Source organism: Bordetella genomosp. 13 (genome assembly GCF_002119665.1).
Classification (GTDB): domain Bacteria; phylum Pseudomonadota; class Gammaproteobacteria; order Burkholderiales; family Burkholderiaceae_B; genus Bordetella.
In genome coordinates, this window is record NZ_CP021111.1 from 4,285,840 (window position 1) to 4,312,429 (window position 26,590).

A 26,590-nucleotide genomic window follows, 5' to 3' on the forward strand; every position below is an offset into this window, starting at 1 on the left:
CGCGGCTCGGTGCGCGCCCCTCCTAGCTCCCCTTGCCCTGCACCGTGATCATGTGTCGCGCGGCCAGCACCGGCGGCTCCATGCCCAGCATGAGAAACCCAAGCGCATTTTCCGAAAGATCGGCAAAATCCGTCCGGTTTGTCACGGTTTTCGTAAAAATGGTCAAGGTCGACGATCTTCAGCTTTTCGTTCGCACGGCCGCGCTGGGCAGCTTCTCCAGCGCGGCGCGCGAGGCCTCGATAGCGCCGGGCCAGGTCAGCGCGGCCATCCAGCGCCTCGAGGCCGAACTGGACATCCGCCTGTTCGCGCGATCCACCCGCAGCCTGAAACTGACCGACGAGGGCGCGCGCTATCTGCCCTATGCCGAAGAGGTGCTGTCGGTGTTGCGCGAAGGGCAGGAGCAGCTGCATGGCGGACGGCAGGCGCTGCAGGGCACGCTGCGCGTCGCGGCGCCGTCCGACCTGGGCCGCAACGTCCTGCTGCCGTGGATCACCGAGTTCCGCGAGGCCCATCCCAAGCTCACGTTGAAGCTGTTCCTGTCCGACCACGTCACCGACATCTTCCGCGACCCGGTCGACATCGCGATCCGCTACGGACTGCCGGACAACGCCAGCTACGTGGCGCTGCCCCTTGCCCACGACAATCGCCGCGTGCTGGTGGCCTCGCCGGCCTACCTGTCCGAACACGGCAGGCCCAAGACGCTGGACGAGCTGGCCGGCCACCATTGCCTGGCCTTCTTCCTGGGCGGCAAGGTCTACGACAAGTGGATATTCCCCACCGCCGCGGGCCGCAGGCAGATCAGCGTGAAGGGCAACCTGCTGTGCGACGACGGCGACATCGCGCGGCGCTGGGCGCTGGACGGACGCGGCATCGCGTACAAGTCGTGGCTGGACGTCTGCAACGACGTGACGACGGGCCGGCTGGAATTGCTGCTGCCCGACCAGCCCGGCGAGCCCGCGCCGCTCAGCCTGGTGTGCCCGCATCGCAGGCAGTTCTCGCCCGCGGTACGGGACTTGCACGGCATGCTGGCGGACCGGCTGGACGCCATGCTGGCCGGATTGCGCAAACGCGCGAAGCGCGATAAAGGCGCGCGCCGGGGCGCGGCCGCCTGATAGCGCAGGCTTCATTGCGCCGCCGTTGCGGCCTCGATCATCTCGCGGAACAGGCGCGCATACGGCGACTGCGCCGGCCACAGCATGCCCAACCGGCGCTCGAGCCGGTTGCGCGGCAGCGGCAGCACGGCCACGCTGCGCGGCACCGCCTCGGGCCGGAAACAGTTCGGCACCAGCGACACGCCTAGCCCCTGCCCCACCAGCATCAGGATGCCGTCGGGCGCGTCCATCTCGAAGCGCTCGTGCGGCCGCACGCCATGCTGCTGCAGATACTGATCGGCCAATGAACCGCCCCAGGTGCGGCGGTCGTAGCGGATGAAGGGCTCGCTGGCGAGCAGCTGGTCGACGTCCGCCTTGCGGCCTCGCGCCAGCCGGGCCGGCGCCAGCAGCACCAGCGGCTCGACGCGCAAGGTCTGCCAGGCAAAAGACTTGGGCAGCCGGAACGGCGGCTCGACCACCAGCGCCGCATCGACCTTGCCCGCCGCGACCTCGTGGTACAGCTCGTGCGAGACCCCGATCTCGAGCATGGCGTCCAGGCGCGGGTACGTTTCGGCGACGTACTTCAGCAGGTCGGGCATGACGTTGGTCAGCGCCGTGCGGATGGTGCCGATGCGCAGGCCGCCCGCGAATCCCTCTGTGGCGACGGCGGCCTTCAGTTCGCGCAGGTCGCGCTGGAAGCGCCGCGCGCGGTCGAGCAGCCGGGCGCCGCCTTCGGTCAGCCGCACGAAACGGCCCGAACGCGCGAACAGCGGCACGCCGAACTCGCGCTCGAGCGCGCGCAGGCGCTGCGCCAGCGCGGTGGGCGTGACGTTGCTGCGCCGCGCGGCCTCGGCCATCGAGCCGCACTCGGCCACCATCACGAAGGTATCCAGGAAGCGCGTGTCCATGAAGCCACAAAACCTTCAGTCTGAATGGTCAAAAACGAAATTGTGCTTCAGTCATCCGGAATCCACAATTGAACCAGCACGTTGCGCTGCCCAAGGCGTATCCACGCCCGCGGCGCCACGGCCCAACACAACACGGAGACAGACATGCACCCCGATCACCCCACCCGGCGCCGCACGCTGCGCACCCTGATGGCCGCCACGATGACGATGGCCTGCGCGCTGCACGGCGTTGCCCTGGCGCAGGACGCCTATCCCAACCGCTCCACCACCGTCATGGTGGGCTTCTCCGCGGGCGGCGCGGTCGACCTGGTGGCGCGCCAGCTGGGCCAGGCCCTGGGCAAGCAGTTCGAGCAGCCGTACGTGATCGAGAACCGCGCCGGCGCCACGGGCACCATCGCCGCCGAGGCCGTGGCCCGCGCCAAGCCGGACGGCTACACGCTGCTGCTGGGCACGCAGTCCACCATGGTGGTGGCGCCCAGCATGTATCCCAACCTGCGCTTCGATCCCATCAAGGACTTCGTGCCGGTGTCGCTGGTGGCGTCGGTGCCGCTGGTGCTGGTGGTGCATCCCTCGCTGCCGCTGCACACCGTGCAGGACGTCATCGAGTACGCCAAGAGCAAGAAGGGCGAACTGACCTATGCCTCCTCGGGCCTGGGCGGTCCTCAGCACGTGTCGATGGAGCTGTTCAACGCCATGGCCGGCGTGAAGATGGTGCACATTCCCTACAAGGGCGAGGCCAATGCCATCACCGACCTGCTGGGCAACCAGGTGCCGCTGATGTTCAGCAACCTGCCGACGCTGCTGCCGCACATCCGCAGCGGCAAGCTGCGCGCCATCGCGGTGTCCAGCCTGCAGCGCGCGCCCAGCGCGCCCGAGATTCCCACGGTGGCCGAGTCGGGGCTGAAAGGGTTCGAGGCGCTGACCTGGTTCGGCCTGTACGCGCCGGCGGGCACGCCCCAAAACGTGGTGTCGCGCCTGGAACAGGGCGTGAAGCAGGCGCTGACCGATGCCGAACTGCGCGCCAGGATGGCCGAACAGGGCGCCACGCTGGAAGGCCGCGACAGCGCCGCATTCCGCCAGTACATGCAAGCCGAGAGCGTCAAGTGGGGCGATCTCATCAAGAAGTCCGGCATCAAGCCGGAGTAGCAATCACACAGGAAATACTCGAATGACTTCCAGCACGGCCATGCCGAATCTTCCGGGCGCCTCCGCCGCCCACAGGCCCATCGCCGCGAACACCGCCCGCGCGCCGCGGCGTCTGCGCGGCGTGCTGTCGCTGGACGACTTCGAGACTCTGGCGCGCCGCCATCTGCCGCGCCCGGTGTACGGCTACATCAGCGCCGTTGCCGAGACGGGCGCGTCTTTCCAGGACAACCGCTCGGCCTATGCCGACTACGGGTTCCGCCCCAGCGTGATGGTGGACGTGTCGCAGCGTTCCACCGCCACCACGCTGTACGGCGAGACTTATGCGGCGCCCTTCGGGTTCTCGCCGCTGGGGCTCACGGCGCTGTCCAGTTATCGCGGCGACGTGGTCCTGGCGCAGGCCGCGCGCGCGGCCGCGGTGCCCATGATCATGAGCGGATCGTCGCTGATCCCGCTCGAGGCCGTGGCCGAGCAGCATCCCGGGGCGTGGTTCCAGGCCTACCTGCCCGGCGACCGCGGCGCGCTGGAAGCGCTGATCGAACGCGTCTCGCGCTCGGCCTTCAAGACGCTGGTGGTGACGGTGGACACGCCGGTGCCGCCCAACAGCGAGAACACCGCGCGCATGGGTTTCTCGGCGCCGCTGCGCCCCAGCGCAAGCCTGGCGTGGCAGGGCCTGACGCATCCGCGCTGGCTGATCGGCACCTTCCTGCGCACCCTGCTGCGTCACGGCATGCCGCATTTCGAGAACAACTACGCCACCCGCGGCGCGCCCATCCTCTCTCCATCGGTGCTGCGCGACTTTTCCGAACGCGGCCATCTGAACTGGGACGACCTGCGCGGCATACGCCGCCAGTGGCGCGGCCGGCTGATCGTCAAGGGCATCCTGCGAGCCGACGACGCGCGCGTGGCGCGCGACTGCGGCGCCGATGGCATCATCGTGTCGAATCACGGCGGCCGTCAGCTGGACGGCGCCATCGCCCCGCTGCACGCGCTGCCCGAGGTCGTGCGGGCCTGCCCCGAGATTCCCGTGATGATCGACGGCGGCATCCGGCGCGGAACCGACGTGCTGAAGGCGCTGGCACTGGGCGCCCGCATGGCCTTCGTGGGCCGGCCTTTCGGCTACGCGGCCGCGGTGGGCGGGCTGCCGGCCGTGCAGCACGGCATCCGGCTGCTGACCCAGGAGATCTCGCGCGACATGGCCATGCTGGGCGTGACGGCGATAGATCAGCTGAACGCCGCGACGCATCTGGCTCGGCGCCGGCCGGCGGCATAGCCGCCGATGCCGCAGCGGTCATGTCCTTCGGCTCGCATAGAATCGGAGGGTCGCGTCCACCTGCCGTCCCCATGCGCCTGCGCCACATCGAGATTTTCGAGGCGATCCGCCGCACCGGATCGCTGACCGAGGCCGCCGCCGCGCTGCACATCACGCAGCCGGCCGCCAGCAAGCTGCTGGCGCACGCCGAATCGCAACTGGGCTTCAAGCTGTTCGAGCGCGTCAAGGGCCGGCTGGTGGCCACGCGCGAGGCCGAGCTGCTTGCCCCCGAAGTGGCGCGGCTGAGCCAGGACCTGGGCAGCGTGCGCAGGCTGGCGGCGAGCCTGCGCGAACGCCCGCACGGCCACATGCGCCTGGGCTGCGCCCCCGCGCTGGGCCTGGGACTGCTGCCATCCGTGGTGCGCGCCAGCCGCGACGCGCGGCCGGGGCTGACCTTCGACATCCAGACCCACCACAGCGCGGAGCTGGTGCAGGGCCTGCTGACGCGCGAACTGGACCTGACCATCACCTTCGACACCAACGAGTATCCCGGCCTGGCGCGCACGCCCATCGGCCATACCGAGCTGGTGCACGTGAGCCGCAAGCCGGGCAGCGGCCCGATCGGCCTGCACGAACTGGGCGGCGACACGCTGATCGTGCTGGACGCGCGCGATGCGTCGGGCGCATCGCTGCAGATGGCGCTGGATGCGCAAGGGCTGTCGCCGTCCGTGGCGATACAGGTGCAGACCCATTACGTGGCCTGCGCGCTGGCCGAGGCCGGCTGCGGCGAGGCCATCGTCGACGGCATCACGGCGCGCGCCATGCAGCGTCCCGGCATGAACCTGCGCCCCATCACGCCCGCGCTGCGCGTGCCGATCAGCGTGATGATGCGCAGCCACGACCCGGTGTCGACGCTGCACCATGAACTGATAGAGCGGCTGCGGCACGCCTGCGGAAAGTCCGCGGACTGAATCGGCGACCGACAAGGCAGCGCACGTTCGATCCCGCATGGCCGGACGTCGCGCTTCGTTCGCACGAACCCATGAAAAACGCCCCTTCCGGCATCACCGGAAGGGGCGTCGCGATGTCAGTCGCGGATGGCGCGATTACTCGAGCTTGATGTTCTGCTTCTTCACCACGTCACGGGCCCAGTCGTACTGGCTCTGGATTTCCTTGGCGAACTCTTCGGGCGTGTTGCCCGACGGCGCCGAGCCCTGCTCGTCCAGCATCTTGACGACCTTCGGGTCTTTCAGGGCCACCACGGCGGCGTCGCGCAGCTTGTTCACGACGTCCATCGGCGTGCCCTTGGGCGCCAACAGGCCGTACCACACGGGCTGGTTCAGCACCGGCAGGCCGACGTCGGCGAACGTGGGCACGTCCTTGATGGAGCCGATGCGCTCGGGCCAGGCGATGGCCATGGCGCGCAGCTTGCCGGCCTGGATCTGGGGCATCGACGAAGGCAGGTTGTCGAAGATCAGTTCGATCTGGCCGCCGACGGCGTCGGCGATGGCCGGGCCCGAGCCCTTGTAAGGCACGTGCACGATGTCGGTGCCCGTGGCCATGCGGAACGACTCGCCCATCAGGTGCAGCACGCCGCAGGTGCCCGAGCTGCCGTACGAGTACTTGTTGGGATTCTTCTTCAGGACTTCGAGGAATTCTTTGAAGTCCTTGGCCGGGAACTTGGGATTGACGGCCACGACGTTGGCCGTGTTGGCGAAGTTCGTGACGGGCTGGAAGTCCTTGATGGGGTCGTACGGCAGGTCGTTGGGACGACAAGCGGGATTGACTGCCATGGTGGACACGGTGGCGATGGACAGCGTGTAGCCGTCGGGCGCGGCCTTGGCGGCCTCGGCCGCGCCGATCGCGCCGCCCGCACCGCCCTTGTTCTCGACGACCATCGGCTGGCCCAGCTCCTGGCTCATGCGCGTGGTGACCAGGCGCGCGATGATGTCGGTGGAGCCGCCCGGCGCGAACGGCACGATCACACGGATGGGACGATCGGGGAAGCCGGCGGCTTGCGCGACCGACGCGCCGGCCGCCGCGACGATACCGCATGACAGCGCGATGGCCTTGGCCAGGGTGTGGACTTTAACCATGGTTCTAATTCCTCCTAGAATGCGGGCCCGTGGATTGAAGGCCGCCTTGTGCTTGGATACATGCCCTGCGTAACATGCCCTGTTTTTTATCTGGGCTTGAGCCGTGGGCGTCCCCTTGGTGATCCCGGAGAATAGCAGCAAATCCACGCATCGCCCATTGGCGCCTTTCCCCAATTTTCATTGCTTATACATGTCGGTTGCACTGCTGGTATTGCCCGATTTCCTGCTGGTCGCGCTTGGATGGGCCCTGCGCCACAAGCTGGGATACTCGCGCGAGTTCTTCGCCGGCACGGAACGCATGGTGTATTTCGTGCTGTTCCCCGCGCTGCTGTTCCAGTCCATTCTGCGCACGCCCATCACGGCCGGCAACGCGGTGATGCTGCTGCAGGCCACGGCCATGGTGGTGGCCACGGGCGTGGCGCTGTCGTGGCTGGCGCTGCCCGTGCTGCGCAGCGCCCCGCTGGCGCACGCATCCGCGGCGCAGTGCGGATACCGGTTCAATACCTACATCGGCCTGGCGCTGTCGGCCAGCCTGGGCGGCGCACAGGGGCAGACCGTCATGGCCCTGATCGTCGGCTTCGCGGTGCCCATGTGCAACGTGGCCGCCGTGTATGCGCTGGCGCGCCACAGCGGCGGCAACGTATTCAAGGAACTGGCGCGCAATCCGCTGCTGATCTCGACGCTGGCGGGATTGGCATGCAACCTGGCGGGACTGACGCTGCCCGTCCCGGTGGACACCGTCATGGGCCGGCTGGGCGCGGCCGCGCTGGCGCTGGGCATTCTTTGCGTGGGCGCGAGCCTGTCATGGGAAGGCGGCCGTGGCCACGCCAGGCTGATCGCGTGGATGGTCGTCGTCAAGCTGCTGGTGCTGCCGCCCGTCGCGATCGGCGTTGCCGCATTGCTCGGGCTGCCGCCGCTAGAATCGCGCATGCTGCTGCTGTTCGCGGCACTGCCCACGGCCTCGGCGGCGTATGTGCTGGCCATGCGCATGGGCGGCGACGGCCGCATGGTGGCGGTGCTGATCTCGCTGGGCACACTGTTGTCGGCGGCCACGATTCCGCTGTGGCTGATGCTGGCCGGCACGCACTAGTCATCATCGGCCGCATGGCCGGGCGAAGCGGCAGCCAGGCGCCGCGTTCGGGCAAGGCGCGGCAGCGCCCCACCCGATCGACGCATCAACGCCTGGCGTTGGTCATGTCCGCGGGCACCACCCAGCGCGCGAACTCGTCTTCGGTCACGTAGCCCAGGGCCAGCGCCGACTCTTTCAGCGACAGGTTTTCCCTGTGCGCCTTCTTCGCGATCTGCGCGGCCTTGTCGTAGCCGATGTGCGGGTTCAGCGCGGTCACCAGCATCAGCGAACGATCGACCAGCTCGGCGATGCGTTCGCGGTTGGGCTCGATGCCGGCCGCGCAGTGCTGGTCGAAGCTTGCCATGCCGTCTGCCAGCAGGCGCACCGATTGCAGGAAGTTGTGGATCAGCAGCGGCTTGTACACGTTGAGCTCGAAATTGCCGCTGGCGCCGCCGATGTTGATGGCCACGTCATTGCCCAGCACCTGCGCGGCCAGCATGGTGATGGCTTCGCACTGCGTGGGATTGACTTTGCCCGGCATGATGGAGCTGCCCGGCTCGTTCTCGGGAATGCTGATCTCGCCCAGGCCGGAGCGCGGGCCGCTGGACAACCAGCGCACGTCATTGGCCAGCTTCATCAGCCCCGCGGCCAGCGACTTCAGCGCGCCATGCGAGAACAGCAGCGCCTCGTGCGAGGCCAGCGCCTGGAACTTGTTGGGCGCGGACACGAACGCGGTGCCGGTGTCGCGCGCCAGCTCCGCCGACACGCGCGCGCTGAATTCGGGATGCGCGTTCAGGCCGGTGCCGACGGCAGTGCCGCCGATGGCCAGCTGGTGCAGGCCCGGCAGCGTGGCGCGGATCTGCTGTTCGGCCAGGTCCAGCTGCGCCACGTGGCCGGACAGTTCCTGTCCCAGCGTCAGCGGCGTGGCGTCCTGCAGGTGGGTGCGGCCGATCTTGACGATGTCGTAGTACTCGGCGCTCTTGGCGGCCAGCGTGGCGCGCAGCGCCTTCAGGGCCGGCAGCAGCCGATGCTCGACCTCGACCGCGGCGGCCACGTGCATGGCGGTGGGGAACGTGTCGTTGGAGGACTGGCCGCGATTGACGTGGTCGTTGGGGTGCACCTTGCGGCCTTCGCCGCGCTCGCCGCCCAACAGTTCCGAAGCGCGGTTGGCCAGCACCTCGTTCATGTTCATGTTGCTCTGCGTGCCCGAACCGGTTTGCCACACCGACAGCGGAAACTCGTTCGGCCACTTGCCGTCGATGACTTCGCCCGCCGCCTGCGCGATGGCGTCGGCGATCTTGCCGTCCAGCTCGCCCAGGCTGGCATTGACCTGGGCGGCGGCGCGTTTCAGGCGCGCCATGGCCGTCACCAGCGCCACCGGCATCTTCTCGGTGGAGATGGCGAAGAAGTGCAGCGAGCGCTGCGTCTGCGCGCCCCACAGGTGGTCCTGGGGGACTTCGATGGGGCCGAAGGTGTCTTTCTCGGTACGGGTTTTCATGGCGGTGCGGCTCCGTTGCGGACGATCCTGGCCGGGCCAGGAATTTGAACGAGAATCGATATCAACGAAAGCGTAGCAGAAAGCTCGCTTCCTATAATCGCGGGCACTCCTGCCGGTTTTAACACTCTGCCCGGATATCGCCATGACTCAGCCACCCGAAACGCCCCATTCCAGGAAGGTCCTGCACCTGCCCGACGAAGCGGCCACCGAGGCGCTGGCCCGCCAGCTGGCCCCCCTGGTGGACGGTCGCGCCGGCGTGCCGCCTGGGGGACGGATCCACCTTAGCGGCGACCTCGGCGCGGGCAAAACGGCCTTCACGCGCGCGCTGTTGCGCGAATGCGGCATCCGGGGTCGGATCAAAAGTCCCAGCTATGCGCTGCTTGAGTCTTATAAAATTTCTAGCTTATACTTCTATCACTTTGATTTTTATAGATTTAGCGATCCGCGCGAATGGCTAGACGCCGGGTTCAGAGATTTGCTGCGCGACGATGCAGTCGTTCTCGTCGAATGGCCCGAGCGTGCAGGGGAGCTGTTACCGCCCCCGGACCTGCTGATCGCCCTGGATTACGCCGGCCAGGGGCGTGACGCAGCCCTGACCGCGTACACCGCTCGAGGACAAACATGGTTGAACGCGATCATCCCCCCGCCCTCGATGCAGGCTCCGCCACCCGCCGGCGCCTGATCAGCGTCGCCGCCACGTTGATGGTGCTGCCCGTGCTGCCGCGCATGGCGCAGGCAGCGACCATCCTGGCGGTGCGTACCTGGCCGGCCGATGAATACACCCGCGTCACCCTCGAGCTCGACCACGAACTGAAGGCCGAGCATTTCACGCTCGAAGGCCCCCACCGCCTGGTGGTGGATATCGAGGGCCTGTCGGTCAGCGCGGCGCTGAACGATCTGGTCTCGAAAGTGCGTCCCGGCGACCCCTACATCAGCGGCCTGCGCGTGGCGCAGAACCGGCCCAATGTCGTGCGCATCGTGTTCGACCTGAAGCAGGCCGTGGCGCCGCAGGTGTTCACGCTGAAGCCCGTTGCCGACTACCAGTACCGCCTCGTCCTCGACCTGTACCCCAAGATCGCGCAAGACCCGCTGATCGCCATCCTGAACAAGCAGGCCGGTCCCGACGTGGACGATCCGCTGGCGCGCGTGCTGGACGAGATCGCGCGCAACGGCACGGCCCAGAGCCAGGGCGGCAACGAGAACCTGCCCATGAAGCCGGGCCAGCAGGCGGCGCCCGCGCTGCCCACGCCCACGCCGCGCCCGCCGGCCGTGGCGGTGCCCACGCCCACGCCCTCCACCCCGCGTCAGGCCAGCGGCCGCAAGCGCATGCTGACCATCGCGCTGGATCCGGGCCATGGCGGCGAGGATCCCGGCGCCATCGGCCGCTCGGGCCTGCGCGAAAAAGACGTGGTGCTGAGCATCGCGCGGCGGCTGAAGACGCTGATCGACGCGCAGCCCTACATGCGCGCCTACCTGACGCGCGACGACGACTACTTCGTGCCGCTGCACGTGCGCGTGCAGAAGGCGCGGCGCGTGCGCGCCGACCTGTTCGTGTCCATCCACGCCGATGCCTTCATCAAGCCCACCGCCAACGGCACGTCGGTGTTCGCGCTGTCCAATCGCGGCGCCACCAGCGCCCAGGCGCGCTGGCTGGCCGACAAGGAGAACGCGGCCGACCTGATCGGCGGCGTCAACCTGGGCTCGCATGACCGCCAAGTCCAGAAAGTGCTGCTCGATCTGTCGACCACCGCGCAGATCAATGATTCGCTGCGGGTCGGCACGGCCTTTCTCGACGAACTGCGCAAGATCAACCGCCTGCACAAGAACGAAGTCGAGCAGGCCGGCTTCGCCGTGCTCAAGGCGCCCGACATCCCCTCCATCCTGGTCGAGACGGCATTCATCAGCAATCCGCGCGAAGAGGCGCTGCTGAAGTCGGAATCGCATCGCGAGAAACTCGCGCAGGCCATGCTCACCGGCATCGATCGCTATTTCACGGCCAATCCGCCCCTGGCGCGGGTGGGCGACGTGTCGTAGCAGCCGACGCTGCGCGTCGGCATATCGGCGGCGTCCCTCATCGCGCTGGCCGTTCAGCCCGGCGCGGCGCAACAATCCCGCGCGCGGCGCAGCGCGGTATCGACCTTGCGCAGCGACAGCCCGTACCGGCCCGCGACCTGCTGCCGGCTCTGCTCGTCCAGGCTGATGGCCGCGAGCACGGCCTGGTCGCGGCGCGACAGGCGCGCCACCGCGCGAGCGACGGCCCGCAGTTCGGAACGCAGTTCGGCCAATGCGGCCGGACCCGCGCCGGCATCGGGCACCGCTTCGAGCAACGCCGGCACGCCGGCCTCGTGCGCCGCGCGCCATAGACCTTCGGCGCGCAGCCGGTCGATGGCCGCGTTGCAGGCCACTTTGTACACATAGGCTTGCGGGCAACCGGCCATGGGCGCGGCGCGCCGCTCGCCCAGGCATACCCAGGCATCGTGCAGGCTCTCGCGCGCCAGGTCGGCGCAGCCCAGGCGCATGCTCAGGCGGCGGTGCAGGCGCGCGTAGTCCTCGACCAGGCACGCCCGCAGCCGCACGGTGTCGGCCGCGGCCGGCCCCGCTGTGGGTGGCGGCATGGTTTACAGGCCCAGGTTGGCGCGCTCTTGCGAGGTCAACTGGCGGCGCGCGCCTTCCGGCAATTCCCCAAGGCCCAGCACGCGCACGGCATTGCGCGGGTTGTATGCGGCGCCGCCCGCGTCGCTGGCCCGGTCGCCGGGCGGCGATGCGGGCGGCTCATTGCCGAAGCCGAGGATCTGCACGCTGATGATCGACGGCAAGTTCTGCCGCGCCGCCGTGCGCGTGCGCGATACGGCGTCCTGGGCGGTCGTGGCCGCGTTGGTGGCGGCCGCGCTGGCGCTGGTCAGGGCCCCGGTGTTCACCACCGCCGCCACCGGCACGCCCTTGGATTCCCCCTGCACCTGGACGTTGGCCGCGTTGAGCACGTGCAGCGCCGCCACGTTGATGTCGCCCGACACCCGGATGCCTGCTTCTCCCGCGTCGATCGTGCCCAGCGGCGCGATCAGGTCCACGTCGCCCGGCGGCACCTCCGGAATGGGCGCCAGCGTGGCGATGCCCGCGCCGGAAGACGGCGCCTGCGGCGACAGCGCCGCGTTGCCCCACCGGTCGTAGACGCGCCGCGGCGGCGTGTAGATCACCGTGGTCTTGGCGCCCCGCCCCGCGTTGATGTCGCCCTCCGCCGACCACCCGAGGATGCTGCCGCCGAAAGTGGTCATGATGCGAGAGAGGCCCAGCAGGATCGAGCCGCGCGAGTACAGTGAAATGTCACCCTCGCCCTGCGTGACGATGCCCGACATGCCGCCCGGCACCACGCCCTGCACGCCCACCACGATCTGCCCGGCCGGCACGAGCACGCTGACATTGCCGCCGAACTGGGTGCGCAGGGAACTGTCGATCGTCTTATAGGACGGGGCATCCGGCGTGCCGGTGGCGGAGCTGAACATGGTGAAATCGCCGCCGCGCGCGATCGCCGCGTACTTCTGCGCATAGGGCTGGCCCGCCGCGTCGCTGCCTTGCGGGTCCAGACCGGACTGGATCTGCGCGGCCAGGTCCCCGCCCGTCTCGTAGATCGGGAACAGCGCGGCGATCGCCTGCCGGCCGCGCAGATAGCTGCCATGGCGCGGGCTGGTCGGGTCGTTGTATTCGCGCCCGCCGGCCTTCAGTTCGGCGTAGTAGACGTTGCGCAGATAGACCCGTTGCTGCTCCTGCGGCAGCGCCGCGAAGAAGGCGCGCGCATCGGTCGTGCCGTCGTACTGCTGCGCGTAGCGCCCGCGCAGCCAGTTCACCAGGTACGCCTGGCTGACGTCCGCGTACTCGCGGTTCAGGTCGCGCAGCGACTTGCCCTGCGCCGCGCGCGACCCATTCAGCTCGTCCTGCCTGGCCGCCAGCCAGTCCGGCGCGCCGGCGTCGTCGCCCTGATAGCCGAACTCGTGGCGCAGCCAGCCGGCCAGCGTCAGTTCGCCGCCGTAGACCCGCGCCACCTTGCCCGGCTGATCGGCCAGCGGATGGCCCGGGCTCATGTCGGCCTGGTTGGCCGGATCGAGATACAGCGCCGCCAGCGCGGTCCAGTCGGGGCCGGCGGCGCCCGCGCCGGCCTGCACGGCGATCGACGCGCCCGGGCGGATGTCGCCCTCCGCGACCGGACCGATGGAGACGAGCGAGCCCTGGTCGGCCTGATAGATGTCGCCGCCCGCCGTCACCTCCAGCGTGCCGGGGCCGGCGATCCTGAGATTGGCATAGATGATGTCGCGGCCCGCCTGGACGATCGATATGTCGTTGTCGCCGCTGTGGACGATCAGGCCGCCGATGCCGGCCTCGTCCAGCCAGTCGGAAGCGCGGTCGTCCACCCCGCCGGCGCCGATGATGTCGCGGCCGGCCCGCATCCACACCGGGCCGCCGCCGACATAGGCGGGCTGCCCCGTCGTCGGATTCCGGACGTACCCCGTGCGCAGGTTGGTGATGTCCCCGTGCACGGCGTAGAAGCGCATGGGTCCGTAGGCCGTGGCGCCGCCCTCTTCCGGGCCCCAGATCGTGAGGTAATTGCCTTCTCCGCTGGGGTTGTAGCCGTAGTAGATCGAATCGCGCGCCAGCAGATCGAGCCGGGCGCTGGGCGAGGGCATCAGCTCGGCCCGGCCGGCCACCAGCACGTCGCCGCCGGCGGCCACGACGCCGAGCGCCGGGGGATAGGGACGATCCGAGTAGGCGTCGGTGTAGTAGTCGTTGAAGGCCCCGCTGGTCGCCGAATAAGAGGAGATGGGCGCGACCGAGCCGCCCGCGGAGAACAGGTCGATGGCGGTGCGGTCCGTCCACAGCGAGAAACCCGGCGCGCTGATGGACGGAATGTACGAGCCCCCGGCGCTGGCCAGGTCGGTCGCGCCGGAATCGGTGGCATGCAGCAGGACGAGGTCGCCGCGCGTGTTGAGCCGGGCGCGGCTGTCGCCGAGCGCCAGCATCAGGCCGCTGTCGGGCCGTCGGTCGTAGGGATGCGTGGGGTCGATCGGCCGCGGGTCGGGATAGCCCACCGGAAAGCCGTAGTTCAGATCGGTCACCAGGCCGATGGCCGAGGCGGTCACCGACACGTCGCCGCGGACGCTCACGAGCATGCCGGCTCCCGGGTTGTTCGGGTGCACGAGCGGTGCGGCGTTCAGGCGGCCGCCGATCTGCATCACGATATCTCCGCCGCCCGTCTGCCGCAGCGTGCCGCCGGCGTCGACATGGCCTCCGCCGCCGACCGCGACGACCAGGCCGCCGGACCGGGTCTCGTACAAGCCCATGTCCGGGTTGACTTCCATGGTCTGCGGCGTCGTGACGCCGGCATCGCCGCCCGCCACCAGCGTGACATTGCCGCCGCCCAGCGCGCCGATGCCGTCGAATCCGGCCAGTTCGTCCAGCCCCCAGGTGTCCGTGATATAGGCGCCGAAATTGATGCCCCAGGCGCCGTCCTGCCAGCGCAGCCATTCGTTGACGCGCCGCTGGTTCGTGTCGAGGTCGCTGATGTAGGCATAGCCGGTCATGTCGCGGCCCGCCTCGACGCGCACGTCGCCGCCGCCGTCGGTCAGCCATATGCCGCTGTAGGCCTGCGTTTCCGGCAAGGCGGCGCCGGCGGTGTAGACGCCGAAGCGCGAGGCATGGCGGTAGTCGCGGCCGGCGATCATGTCGAGATAGCCGGTGCCGGTGCGCACCACGCTGATCGCCTCGAGTATCCAGCCGCCGGCGCGATGGCGGTCCTCGAGAACCAGGTCGCCGCCCGCGTCCAGCGCCTGGACGGGGCGGACCGCGCGGGTATCGCTGGCCGCGAGATCGGCCCCGGAGACGAAACGCATGGACCAGGACTGCGAGCCCGGCGCGAGCATCGGCGCAAGCGCCCACACCTGTCCGGCGCGGCCGTCTTCCCAGTTGTAGTCGTCCGGGGAGGGCGGCGGCGGCGCGAAGCCGTCGTTGATGCTGCCGTTGATCTTGATGTCGCCGCCCGCGCGCACGACGAGCACGCCGGGCTCGCCCGAGCCTCGCACGCCGGGATCTGCGCCGGGACCGTAGCGATGGCCGGAGAGATCGAGATCGCCCTGCGTCGCCAAGCCGCCGGTGCTCGAGATCTCGACGCCGGGCCGCAGGTGGAAGGCCGGACCGTAGGTCCGCAGTCCGGCGAGCCGCGCCTGCAGCGCGCCATTCGCGCCGGCCGCGGCGATGAAGGCGGCGCTGTCGCCATGGATGCCGTCCAGGTAGCCCTGGTCGATGATGCCGCCCGCAGGCATATAGCCGCGGAACCCATTGACCGCGATGCTGGCCGCGCCCGAGACGTCGACGCGGGCCGCCGCGTCGATGCCGATGTCGTCGCCGCCCACGCGCGGCGCGTTGATCTCCAGCCGGCCGCGCGCAATGCCGTCGGCCGAGCGCATGTCGATCGCGGCGCCCTGGGCCAGCATCACGGCGCCCCGGCTCGCGGTCAGTTCGATCACGCCGCGATTGGAGGCGTCGATCGCCGCGCCGCGGCTGTCGGCCTGCAGCACCGTGCCGCGCACGTCGAGCACCGCGCCGGCGGCCAGCGTGAGGCCGTCGCGCGCCGACAACCGGATGCTGCCGGCTTTCCCGCCGCTGGCATCGATACGGCCGTTGACGACCAGGCTGCCGCCATCGACCGAGATCGTGACGAACCGCGCCTTCACCTCGCTGCCGACGGCCAGGTCGCCGCGTCGGGTGGTGAAGCGGCGTTCGCCGAAGAATCCGCCGTCGTTCAGGACCGTGTTCAGGCCGCCGAAATCGGCGATGGTGTCCGCGGACAGCGAGAAGCCGCCCGCGTTGCCGCCGTCGGCGCCGCCGCGCAGGGTGCCGGAGAACAGCGCGACGCCTTGCGCCGCCGCGGCGTCGATCGCGCCGGCGTCGTTGTCGCGGGCCGATACGTCGATCACCGAACCGGCGGACTGCGTGATGCGGCCCGCGTGGCTTTCCATCTCGAGCGTGCCGCCCCAGCTGTGTTTCGTCACCTCGAAGAACGGAATGGCGCGGCCGGCCAGGTCGACGACCGCGCGATCGCCGAACGCGATATCGCCTTGCGCCGTCATCACCAGGCGTCCGCTCGGCAAGGCGGCCGTGGTATCGAGCAGGATCGAGCTGCCCTGCAGGCGGATCTCGCCGCCCAGGTCGGCTTGCGACGACGCAGCCGCGGTCGTGCCGGCCGCGTTCACCGCGATCGCGCCGCCCGCGCGGATGTCGATCATCGCTCCGCTGTCGGCCGTCAGCAGCGGCGTGGTGATGGTGAGATCGCCGCCCGCGTAGGACGCCGCGTCCGTGCCGCTTCGATAGAAGGAAACGCGGCCGCGGTTGTTGGCGGTCAGCTTCTCGCTGGCCACGAGATCCACACCCGAGAAACCGAGCGCCAGCCGCTCGACCTCCGCGCTGTTCTGGCTGAACGCCAGCGGATCGTAGCCAAAGTGGATCTCGCGCGCCTGGAACGCGAGATGGCCCGAGCCCGTGCCGGCGCCGCCGGGCTGCACGGCGGGCGGCTGCAGGCTCGCGTAGGGATCGGCCACCGTGCCGCTGCCCGTGGCAATGCCGTTCCAGACGAGCGTGTCGGCCGCCAGCACCGCGGAGGTGTCCGCTCCGCCCCAGCCGTAGATGGCCGGCGTGTTGAGCACGACCATGGTTTCGTACGAACCGCCCGCGCGGTTGCGTGCGTCCAGCGACACATCGCCATAGAAGCGGATCCCGTCGCGCGCCGAGAACGACAGGCGCTCCAGGGCCGCCAGATTCGTCGTGGCGGGGCTGAGCAGGCGATCCAGCGTCGTCTGGGTGAGGTTCCAGCCCGTGCCCAGCACGCCCGCCGCCTGGGCGGCGGCCAGCGAGCTTTCCGTTCCCACGTTCACGGCCGGCAGGCTCAGCGCCAGGTAGCGCGCGTTCAACTGTGCCTGCCCGAGCGAGAGCTGGTCCGAGGCCACGAACCCGATAGTGCCGCGCGTGCGCAGGACTGCGCCGTCGTCCACCACCAGACGGCTGGAGACGCTGTTTCTGGGCACCACGGCCGGCAGGAGATTGAGCCAGCCGTTGGCCACCACGAGCACCGAGCCGAATTGCGTGTCATCCGGCGTATTGCCGTTGGCGAAGACATAGCCGAGCGTGGAGTCGGGGACCGCGAAAGTATTGCGTGTGGTGTCCAGGACCGCGCCGTCCTCGACGGACACGTTGTTGCTCGCCAGCAGGATCTGCCCGGCCTCTAGCACTGCGCCCTTGCGCACGGCGATGTCAGCGTCCGTGAACAGGCGGCCCCGCAGGTAGACGTTGCCGCCCGAGCGGTAATCGTATCCGCCGCCGACGAACAGGGTTCCGGTGGCGAAGCGCGACAGGTCTTCCGCGTCCAGCGACACCATGCCCGCCGTGGCCGCGCTGCCGGCGGCCTTGATTTCCACGTCCTTATGGGCCTGGACCAGCAGCGAGCCGGCATAGCCGCCCTCGTCCGGCCCGAAGCGCGCGACGCCCTTGAAGTCCAGGGCTTCGCCGGCCTCCTCGAACGTCAGCACCAGTTGCTTGCCGTCCAGGGGCAGGCGGGCCCGCGTGGTGCCGAACCGGGCGGCCTGCTCCAGCGCGAAGCGGCTGTAGCTGGCCTCGTTGTATTGCGAATGCGCGCGCACGGCCTGCGCGGGCGTCACCACGATCTGGTTGGGCAGGACGGCGCCGATGCCGGTGTTGGCGACACCGAGATAGCCGCCCGCGGAGTAAGAACCGTTGGACAGCGCGATCACGCCCGGATCGCGCCGCAGCCCGGCGCCGATCTCGACGCGAAAGGCGCCGGGCAGCAGGGCGAAGTTCGACGGCAGCAAGGTATACGTGCCCGCGGCGAGTCCGGGAATGCCCGCGGGCACCTGGACTTGCTGGCCGACGGCCGGGTCGCCCGCCCCCTTTTCCTGCATGAGAGGCGCGTAGTCCGCGGTATAGCCGGGCACGATGGCGTAGACGCGGTTGCCGGCCGCGCTAAAGCCGAAACTGGGATTGGCCGCCGCCAGCGGCGTCCTGAGGATGTCGACCGAACCGCCGCGGCCGGCGACGAAGCCGGCCCCGGCCAGCTCGCCGCCGCCCGAGAGGTCGAGCACGGCGCCGGGTTCGGCCTCGAACCTGTCCGCGACGATCTCGACCCTGCCCATGGCGTCCAGCGCCATGAGATTGGGCAGAGTCAGTTCCCGGCCGTTGTAGTGGTACTTGAGACCGTCCACCGTGCCGCCATAGGGGATGGCCAGCCCTGCAGCGCTGACGGAAGTGATGCTGCCGTCGCGCAACAGTACGCGCCCGCCGTTCTGATATTCGTAGAACCCCGCGCCTCCCACGCTGACGCCCAGGCGGATGTCGCCCAGCGGCGCGTGCAGCACGCCGCCCTGGTCGATGAGACCGGCAAGCAGGCCGAGCGAGCCGAAGATGGACATGGGCGCCGGCGCGGCGCGGCCGTTGCTCCGGATGGCCAGGACGCTGTCGGGGCGGGGCCGGACACTGCCGTCCTGCTTGACGGCGCCGGCGAGTATCGTCGCCTTCGCGCCAGTCACGGGATAGATCTGCGACGCCGTCAGCGTCATGTTGCCCGCCGTGGCGATCGACCCGCCGCGCAGGCGGATGTCGCCCCGGCTGGAAAGATGGATGTCCGCGAAGCCCGCCGCCTCGAACGGACGCGTGATGGTTGCGAAATTCGATCCGGGCACGAAGGCGATGTCGTAGCTGTCGGAGGCGCCGAACGCGAGCCAGTTGCCGATATCGATCAGGTCCGCCTCGACCGCCAGGGTGGCGGCGTTGGCCGTCACGGCCGGCTGCCAGGAACCCCCCTTCACCTTGCGCAGGCCGGAGTGCAGCCCCTCCATGCCGCTCACCCCGCGCGACACCGAGCCGTCCAGACGCACGACTGGCGCCGAGAGGGCGACATGGGCGCCGGGCGTCTCGTCGGCCACGGCGATCACGCCGCGCCGCAGGGCCAGGCCCTGGTTCAGTTGCAGCGATACGTCGCCCTCGAAGCGGATGACGTCGGCGCTCCACAACGACAGGCTGCCGAAGCCGCCGGCACGCACCTGTTCGGCGCTGATCCGCGCCTGCGCATAGCCCAGCGCCGCGTGGTCTTCGCCCGGCGCCAGCCCGGCGGGCAGTAAGGACGGCTGGCGCGTCTGCGACACGCTCAGGATGCGCGGCGCCTTGACCGCATCGGGGACGCCGTCGCCGTAGAAGCGCGTTTCGAGCACCAGGTTGAGGCTGCCGTCCGCCGCGCCCGCGCCGCCGCCGGCCGCGCGCATCTCGCCGTCCAGCGCAAGCCCCGTGGACGAAGCGAGGGTGATCGTGCCGCCCTTGCCCGCCAGGGTCCGCAAGCCGGAACGCGTCGACGGACCGGCCGTGCCGGCGTCCAGGTCTATTGTCGCGCTGGCCGCGGACGCGTCCAGCACGGCGCCTGGACGGACGATCACCAGCAAGGGCGTGAGCGATGCCGGCAGCGCGGGGTCGTCCAGCGAGCTGGCATCGGTGCCGATGCGGATCGTGCCGCCGTCATGGACGTGCGCGAAAGGCCGGCCGCCCGGCTCGTCGCGTCCGCTCACCGCGCGCCCGGCTACGTCGAGCACGGCATTGCCGCCTATCCATATCGAGCGCCCCGACACGGGATCGCCCGGCTGGCCGATGCCCAGCCCGCTGTTGATGGCGATCGTGCCGCCCCACGCGTCGAGCCGGCCGTCGATCGTGACCTGCCCGTTCGCCGAGATGGCGATCGACTGGCCGGGGTCGACTTCGATGCGCGAGCCGGTGCCGATCGTCACCCCCGCGGCGTTGACGAAAGACAGGCTGGCTCCCTTGCGCTGCGCGAACGCCGCGCCTGTGGGATCCGCCTGGTAGAGCGGCGGCGTCCACACCTGGAAGTCGTCCCCCTCCGCCGGCGCGGCAGCACCGGTTTCGGCCAGCCGGTACACCGGCATTTCCACGTCCACGACCGTGCCGTCCGCGACGGCGATGGAAGTGGGCAGCGCCCCGCCCCCGATCTCGTAGTGCGCGAAGCCGCTGCGAAAGAGGCCGGGCCTCAGCAGGACCTGCCCGGCCTGCAGCGCCGCGCCGTCCTCGGCGACCAGCACCGGCAAGCCGCCCACGCTGAGCGTGCCGCCTCCCGCGACGCCATGGCCGAGCAAGGCGCCGTCCAGCGTCAGCCGGCCCGCGGCCGCGCCGCCGCTGTTGACGTAGAGATTGGCCGCGAGGGTGATGTCGCCGCCCTTGCCGCCCCGCACCTGCCCGTCCTCCAGGATGGCCGCGCCCGAGGACACGTCGATCCGGCTGCCCGCCGCAAGCGCCAGGTCCCCCGTGGCGGCGAGGTGGACTTCGCCGCCGTCGATCCAGCCGCGCCGGCTCGCGCCGGCGGCATCCTGCGCGGCATCGGCCCGCACGCCGCGCAGGTCCAGCACCGCGCCTGCGCGCAGCGAGATCCGCGAGCCGCCGTCGACGTCCAGCAGCGGGCTCGCCGGCCCCCAACGCTGATCGTGGTCGAAGACATTGGTGGCGTCGACAGCTCCGCCGCGCGCGGTGACCGTGGCGGCGATGTCGACGTCCGGCGCGATCAGTTGAAGCGCTCCGCCTTCGGCCAGCGCCAGGTCCTGTGTGATGGCGATGCCGCTGGCGCTGGCGAGCTCCAGCCGGCCCAGTCCCATGCCGCTCAGGTGGGCCGCGTCCAGCCATAGCGTGTCGGCCGGCGGCTCGCCCTGTTGCGCCCCGCCCACCACGATGCGGCTGTCGTAGGGAGACTGGAAGCCCACGCCGGCCACGCGGCCGACGACCAGGCCCGCCGCGCGCGCCACCTGCGTCTGGCCCAGCAGGTAGCCGTCCTGCAGTCCGGCGGGGCGCGCCTGGAACTGGCGCGGTCCGTTGTAGACCGCCGCGTCGATATCGCCGTCGAGCACCGCGGCCGGCGCGCTGACGATCAGCGTTCCCGCGTCGCGACCGACGGTATAGCCGGGCTCGCGCCACTGGGAAGGGCCGATCAGGGGACTGCGATAGTAAGAGGTCACGCCCCAGCGCGGGCTGGCGGCCTCGTATCCCTTGTAGAAGCCGCGATAGGCGACGTCCGCGGACGCCGAGTCCAGGCTGTAGAGCCCGCCCGCCGCGCCGCGCAGCCATGACTGCCGCACATAGCCCGTCTGTACGTCCAGCGTGCCGCCCGCCAGGTTCACCGTCGAGCCCGTCTGGGTGACCACCTGGCCGCCGGCCAGCGTCACCGTGCCGCCCTGCGCGGCCCATTCGCCCGCCGTATGCCCCTGGTTGCCCAGATAGCCCCCGACCTCCAGCAGGCCGCCGGCCGTGTACCAGCGATCCGACGCATAGCCGCCCGTGCCCGCGGGCAGCAGAACCAGGCGGCGCCGGTCGACCCACACATCGTTGTTGATGAGTCTGCCGCTGTCGCGGTTCACGGGAGCATCGCGCAGTTCGTTGCCCTGCACGTTGACCTGGATGCTGTTGCTCTCCATCGCCACGCGCACGCCCACCGCGCCCGATACGTCGACCTGCGCCCGATCGGCCAGCACGCTGCGGCCCTTGGCGTCGGCCACGACCTGGCCGCCCGTGGCCAGCGTCAGGCTGCCGCCCTCGAACGCCACCTCGCCGCCCGAGACGATCTCGATGCGCGACTGGTCGCGCCGATCGCCCAGCCGCGAATAGTTGTCGAAGGCGCCGGGCGCGGCCAGCGTGCGCAGCCGGTCCTGCGCGGCGGATTCGCTCAGCAAGGCGCTGCGCTGGCTGTCCAGCGCCGTCTGGCCGTCGTCCTCGATCAGCACCGCCGTGATCGCACCCGCGCCCAGCGCGACCCTGCCGGCGGCGTCGCCGTGCGAGTTCAGCAGGTGTATGGTGCCGCGCGTGTTCACGGTGGTGGTGGCCACCGCCACGCCCTGTTGGCGCACGTCGTGGCCGGCCAGCGTGACGTCGCCCTCGCGCGCCAGGATCAGGCCTGTGTTGAGCACGGCGCCGGAAGGGTTCGGCACGAGGTTGCCGTCGACGTCCAGGCCGTCGGGATCGCGCTGCGCCGCGATCTCGCTGCCGCGCGTGGTGGCATGCGTGACGCCCTCGGTTCCCATGCCCTTGCGCAGGATGAAGTGGTCGCCGGCGGCCAGCAGCGCCTGCCCCTTCTGTGTGGCGAGGGCGCCGGCGTTGGAGACTTCCGTGCCCAGCAGCAGGACGTAGCCCCCGCCCTGCGTCACCGAGGCAGGCTCGCGCGTGGAAATCCGCGCGCCGGCCTGCACCGTGACCTTGCCCGCCGCGTCCGTGAAGCTGGGCGTGTCGGCGGTGGCGCCATACAGGCCGTGGTCACGGAACTGCGCATCGGAGATGTGGGCGGCCGCGACGGCGAGATTGCGCACGTCGACCTGGCTGGCGCCGCCGAACACGATGCCGTTGCGGTTGACGACCAGCACCGTGCCGTCGGCCTGGATCCGGCCCAGGACCTGGCTCGGCCGCGCCGCGGGATCGACGACCCGGTTCAGCACGGCCCAGCTGTCGTCCTGCTGGAACCGCACCGTGGTGTCCCTGCCGACGTTGAAGGTCTCCCAGTTCAGGATCGCGCGGTCGGCGGTCTGCTCGACCTGCACGGTCGTGTGGCCGTTCGCCCGGCTCTGCACAGGCAGCCTGGCGTTCTGCCACAGGGCCGCGTCGCGCACCGCGGAAGGCGCCAGGGCGTCGTCGGCCGCGCCCGCGGCCAGTTTCAGCCCGCCTTCGGCCAGGCCGTCGGGCACCGGGGACCCGGCGGCCTGAGCCGCTTGCCGGGCAGCCGCCTGGGCGGCCTGCGCCGCCGCGATCGCTCCGGCCGTACGGTTCAGGTTCTCGACGGAGCGCGCGAGCTTCTGGCGCGCCGCCGCCTGCTGCGCGGCCGAGCCGCTCGGCCCCGGGCCGGCGCGGCCGGCCTGCGCCCTGGCCGAGGCTCCCGCGGCGGCAGTCTTGCCCGCTCCTTCCGCGGCGAACCAGGCGCGGGCCTGCGCCGAACCGGGAAGCGACAGCCCGCCGGCCATCAGCAGCGCCGCCAGCGCCTGGGCCAACGGTGTCAACCTTGCGGCGGAAACGGATGCATGGCGACGGAAACGCGGGGACGGGAAATTCATGGAATGCCTTTTCCTGATGAGAGCCACGGGCGGCGCGCCGGCGGCCGCCCTGCGCGGTCCCTGCCCGCCTCATGGCCGGCAGCCGCGCTTCCATCCCAAGACGAATCCCACAGGCAAAAGGGATAACGCCATTTCGCCCGGCATACTTTTGTCGACGGCCGCCCCAACGCGAAAGCGCCCCCGCAGGGGGCGGCAAGCCGTCAGCTCATCAGCACGATGCCGCCCGGCAGCTCCGTCAGCCGGGCGCCGTACAGATCGCGCAGCATCTGCAGCGCGGCGTCCGTCTGGTCGATGGCGAAGCGCATGCGTACGGACTGGCGGCCCAGCTCGGCATTGCGCAGCACGACGCGGCCCGGCCGGTAGCGGTTGATCTCGTCGATCACCTCGGCCAGCGGCCGGCCGACGAAATTCAGCGACCCGGTGCGCCAGGCCGACACGACGGCCGGATCGACGGCATCGACCTCGCCCATGCCGCGCTGGTCGTAGCTCAGTTGCCTGTCGGGCTGCAGCTGGCGCCGCTCGGCGCCATACAGCAGGTCCACGGCACCGTCCAGGCAGGTGACGCACACGGAGCGTCCGGTGTAGCGGACGTTGAAACGCGCCGCCTGGGCGGACAGGCGCCCGTTGCCGGCCAGCACGGTGACCGGCCGGCGCAGGCCGGGGCTGGTCTGGACCTCGACTTCGCCACCGAGCAGTTCGATGTCTTCGGCATGCAGATCGATGCGCGTCTGCGTGTTCATCCGCACGGTGGCCTCGGGCAGCGCCACCTGGCGCTGCTCGCCGGTGCCCGTGCGATAGTCTGCCGCCAGGTCCATGACGGACGGCCACAGCGCGAACGGCGGTCGCACGGCCAGCACGGCGCAGGCGGGCGCCGCCAGGGCCGCTCCGATGAAGGCGCGCCGGCCCGGCCGCCAGGCGGCGCCGCGCGTAGGCCGCGCGGGATGAGCCAGCCGCGGGTCGCGGCGAGCGGCTTCGTCCAGCACGGGCGCCATTGCCTGCCATGCCTCCATCACCTCGCGCCAGGCGCGCGCGTGTTGGGGGCTGCGCGCGCACCACTGGCGAAACGCGTCGGCCTGGGCGCGCGTCAGCCGCTCGGAACGCAGCTCCACCCACCAGGCATCGGCCTGTTGCTGGATCGTGGCGTAGGACTCGGGGCGGGCAGTCATGGCGGAACTCAGAATTTGCGGCGGCCGATGGTGCTGCCGCGCTGCACGGCCTGCGTATCGGCCAGTCGCGCACGGCAGTGCTGCATGCCCTGCTGCAACTCTTTCTTGACCGTGGCCACCGACACCTGGAAGCGCTCGGCGATCTCGGCATTCAAGAGGCCGTCGACGCGCGCCGCGGCCAGCATCGCGCGGCGGCGCGCCGGCAGTTCGGCCAGCGCGGCCTCGAGGGCGGCGAGGTCGCGCCTGGCCGTGACGATGCGCGCCGGATCGGCCGCCTCGTCGGCGATGTGCATCAGCGCCTCGCGTTCGCTGTCGGAGACCAGGGCGTTGTCGCGGCGATAGGCGTCGGTGGCGATGTTGGCCGCCATCCGCAGCAGATAGGCGTCGGGATTATGCACCGGTCCAGCGGGCTGCGCCGTGGCCTCCAGGCGCAACCAGGTTTCCTGCAGCGCGTCGGCGGCGGCATCGCGCGACCCGACGATGCGCTCGAGCCGCCCGCGCAGTTCGGCGTAGCGGGCCGCCAGGCGCAGGCGCAGCGTGGCGCGGGGGCTGTCGTTCATGGCCTCGCGTTTCCGGAATACGCCACGGCGGGACAGGCGGGTTCGCTGTGCGGTCCGGCCGGCAGCACCAGGATGGAAACGGGTTGCGGCATGGCCGGAGGCGGCGGCGCCCCGATGCGCAGGCGGCGCACCACGTTCGACACGGCGCTGTCGCGAGCGGAGTCGCCGGTGCTGTCCAGCAGGCGCATCCGCTGTACGGCGCCCTGGGCGTCCAGGCGCAGCTGCAGGGCCAGCCGGTAGCCGCCCGGCCGCGTCGTGCGAGAGGCGCACAAGGCGCGGCTCAGTGTGTTCTGGATCAATCCGATATAGGCCGCGGTGTCGGCGCCCGAGCCGGAAGCGCCGGGAATGTCCGCCGCCGCCACCAGTGCGGGCGTCCGCAGCGCGGGCGCCGCGGACGCCGGATCGGGCTCGGGCACATGCACCACGACCGAGCGCGAATCGGGGTAGCGCACCCGCAGGTCCATGCCGGTCAGCAGCAATTGCAGAGCACGGCCGGCGGCATAGCGGCCGCGCACGCCGTTGGCGCGCAGCTCGGCATGGCGGTCGTCGAGCAGCACGGCCATGCCGGTCTGCCGGCTGTAGGCTTCGAGGGCATCGCCCAGACCCTGCGCGGGGATATCGAAGTCGAGCATCGTCTGGTCGGACGCCATGGAGGAAGCGGCAGCGGCCGCCGCCTGTGCATGGGCATTCGCGAACCACGGCGGCACGCACGCCAGAAGCGCCACCAAGGCAAGCAAACCGACCGATGCGCTGCGGCCTGTCATAGGATGTTCTGGGAAAGCCAGCGCGCCCGGCGCCAAGAGGGAAGAAGCGCCCTGGCCGGGGCGCACCGCATCGTAGTGGCGGAATATGACCTAGCGGTGACACGCGGGGACCGCCCCCGCCCGAGCGCTCAGCGGGCGGGCCGCCCGCCGCGACGCTGCCACAGGCGCACCAGCGCGGCCAGCGCCACCGGCACGACGGCAGCGGCCAGTCCGGCCAGCACGATGGCATTCAGGTGATCCTTCACGATGGGAATGTTGCCGAAGAAATAGCCCATCGTGACCAGACCCACCACCCACAGCAGCGCGCCGCCGATATTGAACATCTGGAAGCGCGCCAGGTTCATGGACGCCACCCCGGCGACGAAGGGCGCGAAGGTGCGCAGCACGGGCGCGAAGCGGGACAACACGACGGCCTTGCCGCCATGCCGCTCGTAGAAGATATGCGCCTTCAAGAGCGCGGCGCGATCGAGAAAGCGCACGTTCAGCGTGAAGACTTTCGGCCCGATGTAGCGTCCGATGCCGTAGTTCACCGTGTTGCCCAGCGCCGCCGCGAACACCAGCAGCACGCAAAGCGTGATCACGTCCATGTTGCCCGTGGCGCAGAACGCGCCGCCGATGAACAGCAGCGAATCGCCGGGCAGGAAAGGGAACACCACCAGGCCGGTCTCGGCGAACACGATCGCGAACAGCACCAGGTACACCCAGGCCCCGTACTGCGCCACCCACACGCCCAGGGTCTGGTCGATGTGCAGAATCATGTTGAAGAAATCGAGCATGGGCAGGCAGCGGCTGAAATGTCCGGAACGCCCCGGACTATAGCGCACGGAAACCCGCGCGCCGGTGCGACCGCGACACCGCCAGATGGCCGATGGCGTTCGCGAGGGGCTGGTGCCAAGGGCTAAAATCGA

17 protein-coding genes are annotated in these 26,590 nt (G+C 70.3%); 7 read left to right on the forward strand and 10 right to left on the reverse strand.

Annotation, left to right across the window (positions count from 1 at the left end; translation table 11 throughout):
- Positions 1-22: 22 nt before the first annotated feature.
- Positions 23-166, reverse strand: coding sequence for a hypothetical protein (locus CAL15_RS24465; RefSeq protein WP_157666690.1), 144 nt, complete (start codon positions 164-166; stop codon positions 23-25).
- Here CAL15_RS24465 and CAL15_RS19340 point away from each other — a divergent pair.
- Positions 159-1,112, forward strand: a complete 954-nt coding sequence (locus CAL15_RS19340) for a LysR family transcriptional regulator (RefSeq protein ID WP_086079983.1) — start codon at positions 159-161, stop codon at positions 1,110-1,112. The genes CAL15_RS24465 and CAL15_RS19340 overlap by 8 nt on opposite strands.
- A gap of 11 nt (positions 1,113-1,123) precedes the next feature.
- Here the strand turns inward: CAL15_RS19340 and CAL15_RS19345 are convergent, their stop codons facing one another.
- Positions 1,124-1,999 carry a LysR substrate-binding domain-containing protein gene (locus CAL15_RS19345; protein WP_086079984.1) on the reverse strand — a complete coding sequence of 292 codons (876 nt, stop codon included), beginning with the start codon at positions 1,997-1,999 and terminating at the stop codon, positions 1,124-1,126.
- Positions 2,000-2,143: 144 nt separating this feature from the next.
- Between CAL15_RS19345 and CAL15_RS19350 the strand changes: the two genes are divergently transcribed.
- The 3 genes from CAL15_RS19350 to CAL15_RS19360 all read left to right on the forward strand — a co-directional run bounded on the left by CAL15_RS19350 (position 2,144) and on the right by CAL15_RS19360 (position 5,365).
- Positions 2,144-3,145, forward strand: a complete 1,002-nt coding sequence (locus CAL15_RS19350; protein ID WP_232468038.1) for a Bug family tripartite tricarboxylate transporter substrate binding protein — start codon at positions 2,144-2,146, stop codon at positions 3,143-3,145.
- Between the two features lie 22 nt (positions 3,146-3,167).
- Positions 3,168-4,415, forward strand: a complete 1,248-nt coding sequence (locus CAL15_RS19355) for an alpha-hydroxy acid oxidase (RefSeq protein ID WP_086079985.1) — start codon at positions 3,168-3,170, stop codon at positions 4,413-4,415.
- Positions 4,416-4,486: 71 nt separating this feature from the next.
- Positions 4,487-5,365, forward strand: coding sequence for a LysR family transcriptional regulator (locus CAL15_RS19360; RefSeq protein WP_086079986.1), 879 nt, complete (start codon positions 4,487-4,489; stop codon positions 5,363-5,365).
- Between the two features lie 135 nt (positions 5,366-5,500).
- Here the strand turns inward: CAL15_RS19360 and CAL15_RS19365 are convergent, their stop codons facing one another.
- Entirely contained in the window at positions 5,501-6,490 is a 990-nt protein-coding gene (locus tag CAL15_RS19365; RefSeq protein ID WP_086079987.1) for a tripartite tricarboxylate transporter substrate binding protein BugE, read from the reverse strand.
- A gap of 121 nt (positions 6,491-6,611) precedes the next feature.
- Here CAL15_RS19365 and CAL15_RS19370 point away from each other — a divergent pair, with 121 nt between their 5' ends.
- On the forward strand, positions 6,612-7,580 hold the full coding sequence (locus tag CAL15_RS19370; protein WP_420042562.1) for an AEC family transporter: 969 nt from the start codon (positions 6,612-6,614) through the stop codon (positions 7,578-7,580).
- An 85-nt stretch (positions 7,581-7,665) separates the two neighbouring features.
- Here the strand turns inward: CAL15_RS19370 and fumC are convergent, their stop codons facing one another.
- Entirely contained in the window at positions 7,666-9,057 is a 1,392-nt protein-coding gene (gene fumC, locus CAL15_RS19375) for a class II fumarate hydratase (protein ID WP_086079989.1), read from the reverse strand.
- A gap of 142 nt (positions 9,058-9,199) precedes the next feature.
- Here fumC and tsaE point away from each other — a divergent pair, with 142 nt between their 5' ends.
- Both tsaE and CAL15_RS19385 read left to right on the forward strand, forming a co-directional pair.
- Positions 9,200-9,739: a tRNA (adenosine(37)-N6)-threonylcarbamoyltransferase complex ATPase subunit type 1 TsaE gene (gene tsaE, locus CAL15_RS19380; protein WP_086079990.1), complete on the forward strand. Its 540-nt coding sequence runs from the start codon at positions 9,200-9,202 to the stop codon at positions 9,737-9,739.
- Positions 9,679-11,091 (forward strand): N-acetylmuramoyl-L-alanine amidase, encoded by a 1,413-nt coding sequence (locus tag CAL15_RS19385; protein ID WP_157666691.1) that lies wholly within the window; start codon positions 9,679-9,681, stop codon positions 11,089-11,091. Before tsaE ends, CAL15_RS19385 begins: the two co-directional genes overlap by 61 nt.
- Before the next feature lie 53 nt (positions 11,092-11,144).
- Here CAL15_RS19385 and CAL15_RS19390 read toward each other — a convergent pair whose 3' ends face one another.
- From CAL15_RS19390 to CAL15_RS19415, 6 genes are all read right to left on the reverse strand, one after another.
- A complete protein-coding gene (locus CAL15_RS19390; RefSeq protein WP_086079991.1) occupies positions 11,145-11,672 on the reverse strand; it encodes an RNA polymerase sigma factor in 528 nt (175 codons plus the stop codon).
- Positions 11,673-11,675: 3 nt separating this feature from the next.
- On the reverse strand, positions 11,676-23,192 hold the full coding sequence (locus CAL15_RS19395) for a filamentous haemagglutinin family protein (RefSeq protein WP_086079992.1): 11,517 nt from the start codon (positions 23,190-23,192) through the stop codon (positions 11,676-11,678).
- Between the two features lie 200 nt (positions 23,193-23,392).
- Positions 23,393-24,358, reverse strand: coding sequence for a FecR family protein (locus CAL15_RS19400; RefSeq protein ID WP_086079993.1), 966 nt, complete (start codon positions 24,356-24,358; stop codon positions 23,393-23,395).
- A gap of 8 nt (positions 24,359-24,366) precedes the next feature.
- A complete protein-coding gene (locus tag CAL15_RS19405) occupies positions 24,367-24,918 on the reverse strand; it encodes an RNA polymerase sigma factor (protein ID WP_086079994.1) in 552 nt (183 codons plus the stop codon).
- Entirely contained in the window at positions 24,915-25,568 is a 654-nt protein-coding gene (locus tag CAL15_RS19410; protein ID WP_157666692.1) for a TonB family protein, read from the reverse strand. Before CAL15_RS19410 ends, CAL15_RS19405 begins: the two co-directional genes overlap by 4 nt.
- A 242-nt stretch (positions 25,569-25,810) precedes the next feature.
- A complete protein-coding gene (locus CAL15_RS19415; RefSeq protein WP_086079996.1) occupies positions 25,811-26,458 on the reverse strand; it encodes a VTT domain-containing protein in 648 nt (215 codons plus the stop codon).
- Positions 26,459-26,590 lie beyond the last annotated feature (132 nt).

Coding starts and splice junctions, on each gene's coding strand:
- fumC (WP_086079989.1), bottom strand. CDS start 9,057: ATGAAAACCCGTACCGAGAAAGACACCTTCGGCCCCATCGAAGTCCCC.
- CAL15_RS19415 (WP_086079996.1), bottom strand. CDS start 26,458: ATGCTCGATTTCTTCAACATGATTCTGCACATCGACCAGACCCTGGGC.
- CAL15_RS19390 (WP_086079991.1), bottom strand. CDS start 11,672: ATGCCGCCACCCACAGCGGGGCCGGCCGCGGCCGACACCGTGCGGCTG.
- CAL15_RS19385 (WP_157666691.1), top strand. CDS start 9,679: ATGGTTGAACGCGATCATCCCCCCGCCCTCGATGCAGGCTCCGCCACC.
- CAL15_RS19355 (WP_086079985.1), top strand. CDS start 3,168: ATGACTTCCAGCACGGCCATGCCGAATCTTCCGGGCGCCTCCGCCGCC.
- CAL15_RS19405 (WP_086079994.1), bottom strand. CDS start 24,918: ATGAACGACAGCCCCCGCGCCACGCTGCGCCTGCGCCTGGCGGCCCGC.
- CAL15_RS19345 (WP_086079984.1), bottom strand. CDS start 1,999: ATGGACACGCGCTTCCTGGATACCTTCGTGATGGTGGCCGAGTGCGGC.
- CAL15_RS19360 (WP_086079986.1), top strand. CDS start 4,487: ATGCGCCTGCGCCACATCGAGATTTTCGAGGCGATCCGCCGCACCGGA.
- CAL15_RS19340 (WP_086079983.1), top strand. CDS start 159: ATGGTCAAGGTCGACGATCTTCAGCTTTTCGTTCGCACGGCCGCGCTG.
- CAL15_RS19365 (WP_086079987.1), bottom strand. CDS start 6,490: ATGGTTAAAGTCCACACCCTGGCCAAGGCCATCGCGCTGTCATGCGGT.
- tsaE (WP_086079990.1), top strand. CDS start 9,200: ATGACTCAGCCACCCGAAACGCCCCATTCCAGGAAGGTCCTGCACCTG.
- CAL15_RS19350 (WP_232468038.1), top strand. CDS start 2,144: ATGCACCCCGATCACCCCACCCGGCGCCGCACGCTGCGCACCCTGATG.
- CAL15_RS19395 (WP_086079992.1), bottom strand. CDS start 23,192: ATGAATTTCCCGTCCCCGCGTTTCCGTCGCCATGCATCCGTTTCCGCC.
- CAL15_RS19400 (WP_086079993.1), bottom strand. CDS start 24,358: ATGACTGCCCGCCCCGAGTCCTACGCCACGATCCAGCAACAGGCCGAT.
- CAL15_RS19410 (WP_157666692.1), bottom strand. CDS start 25,568: ATGGCGTCCGACCAGACGATGCTCGACTTCGATATCCCCGCGCAGGGT.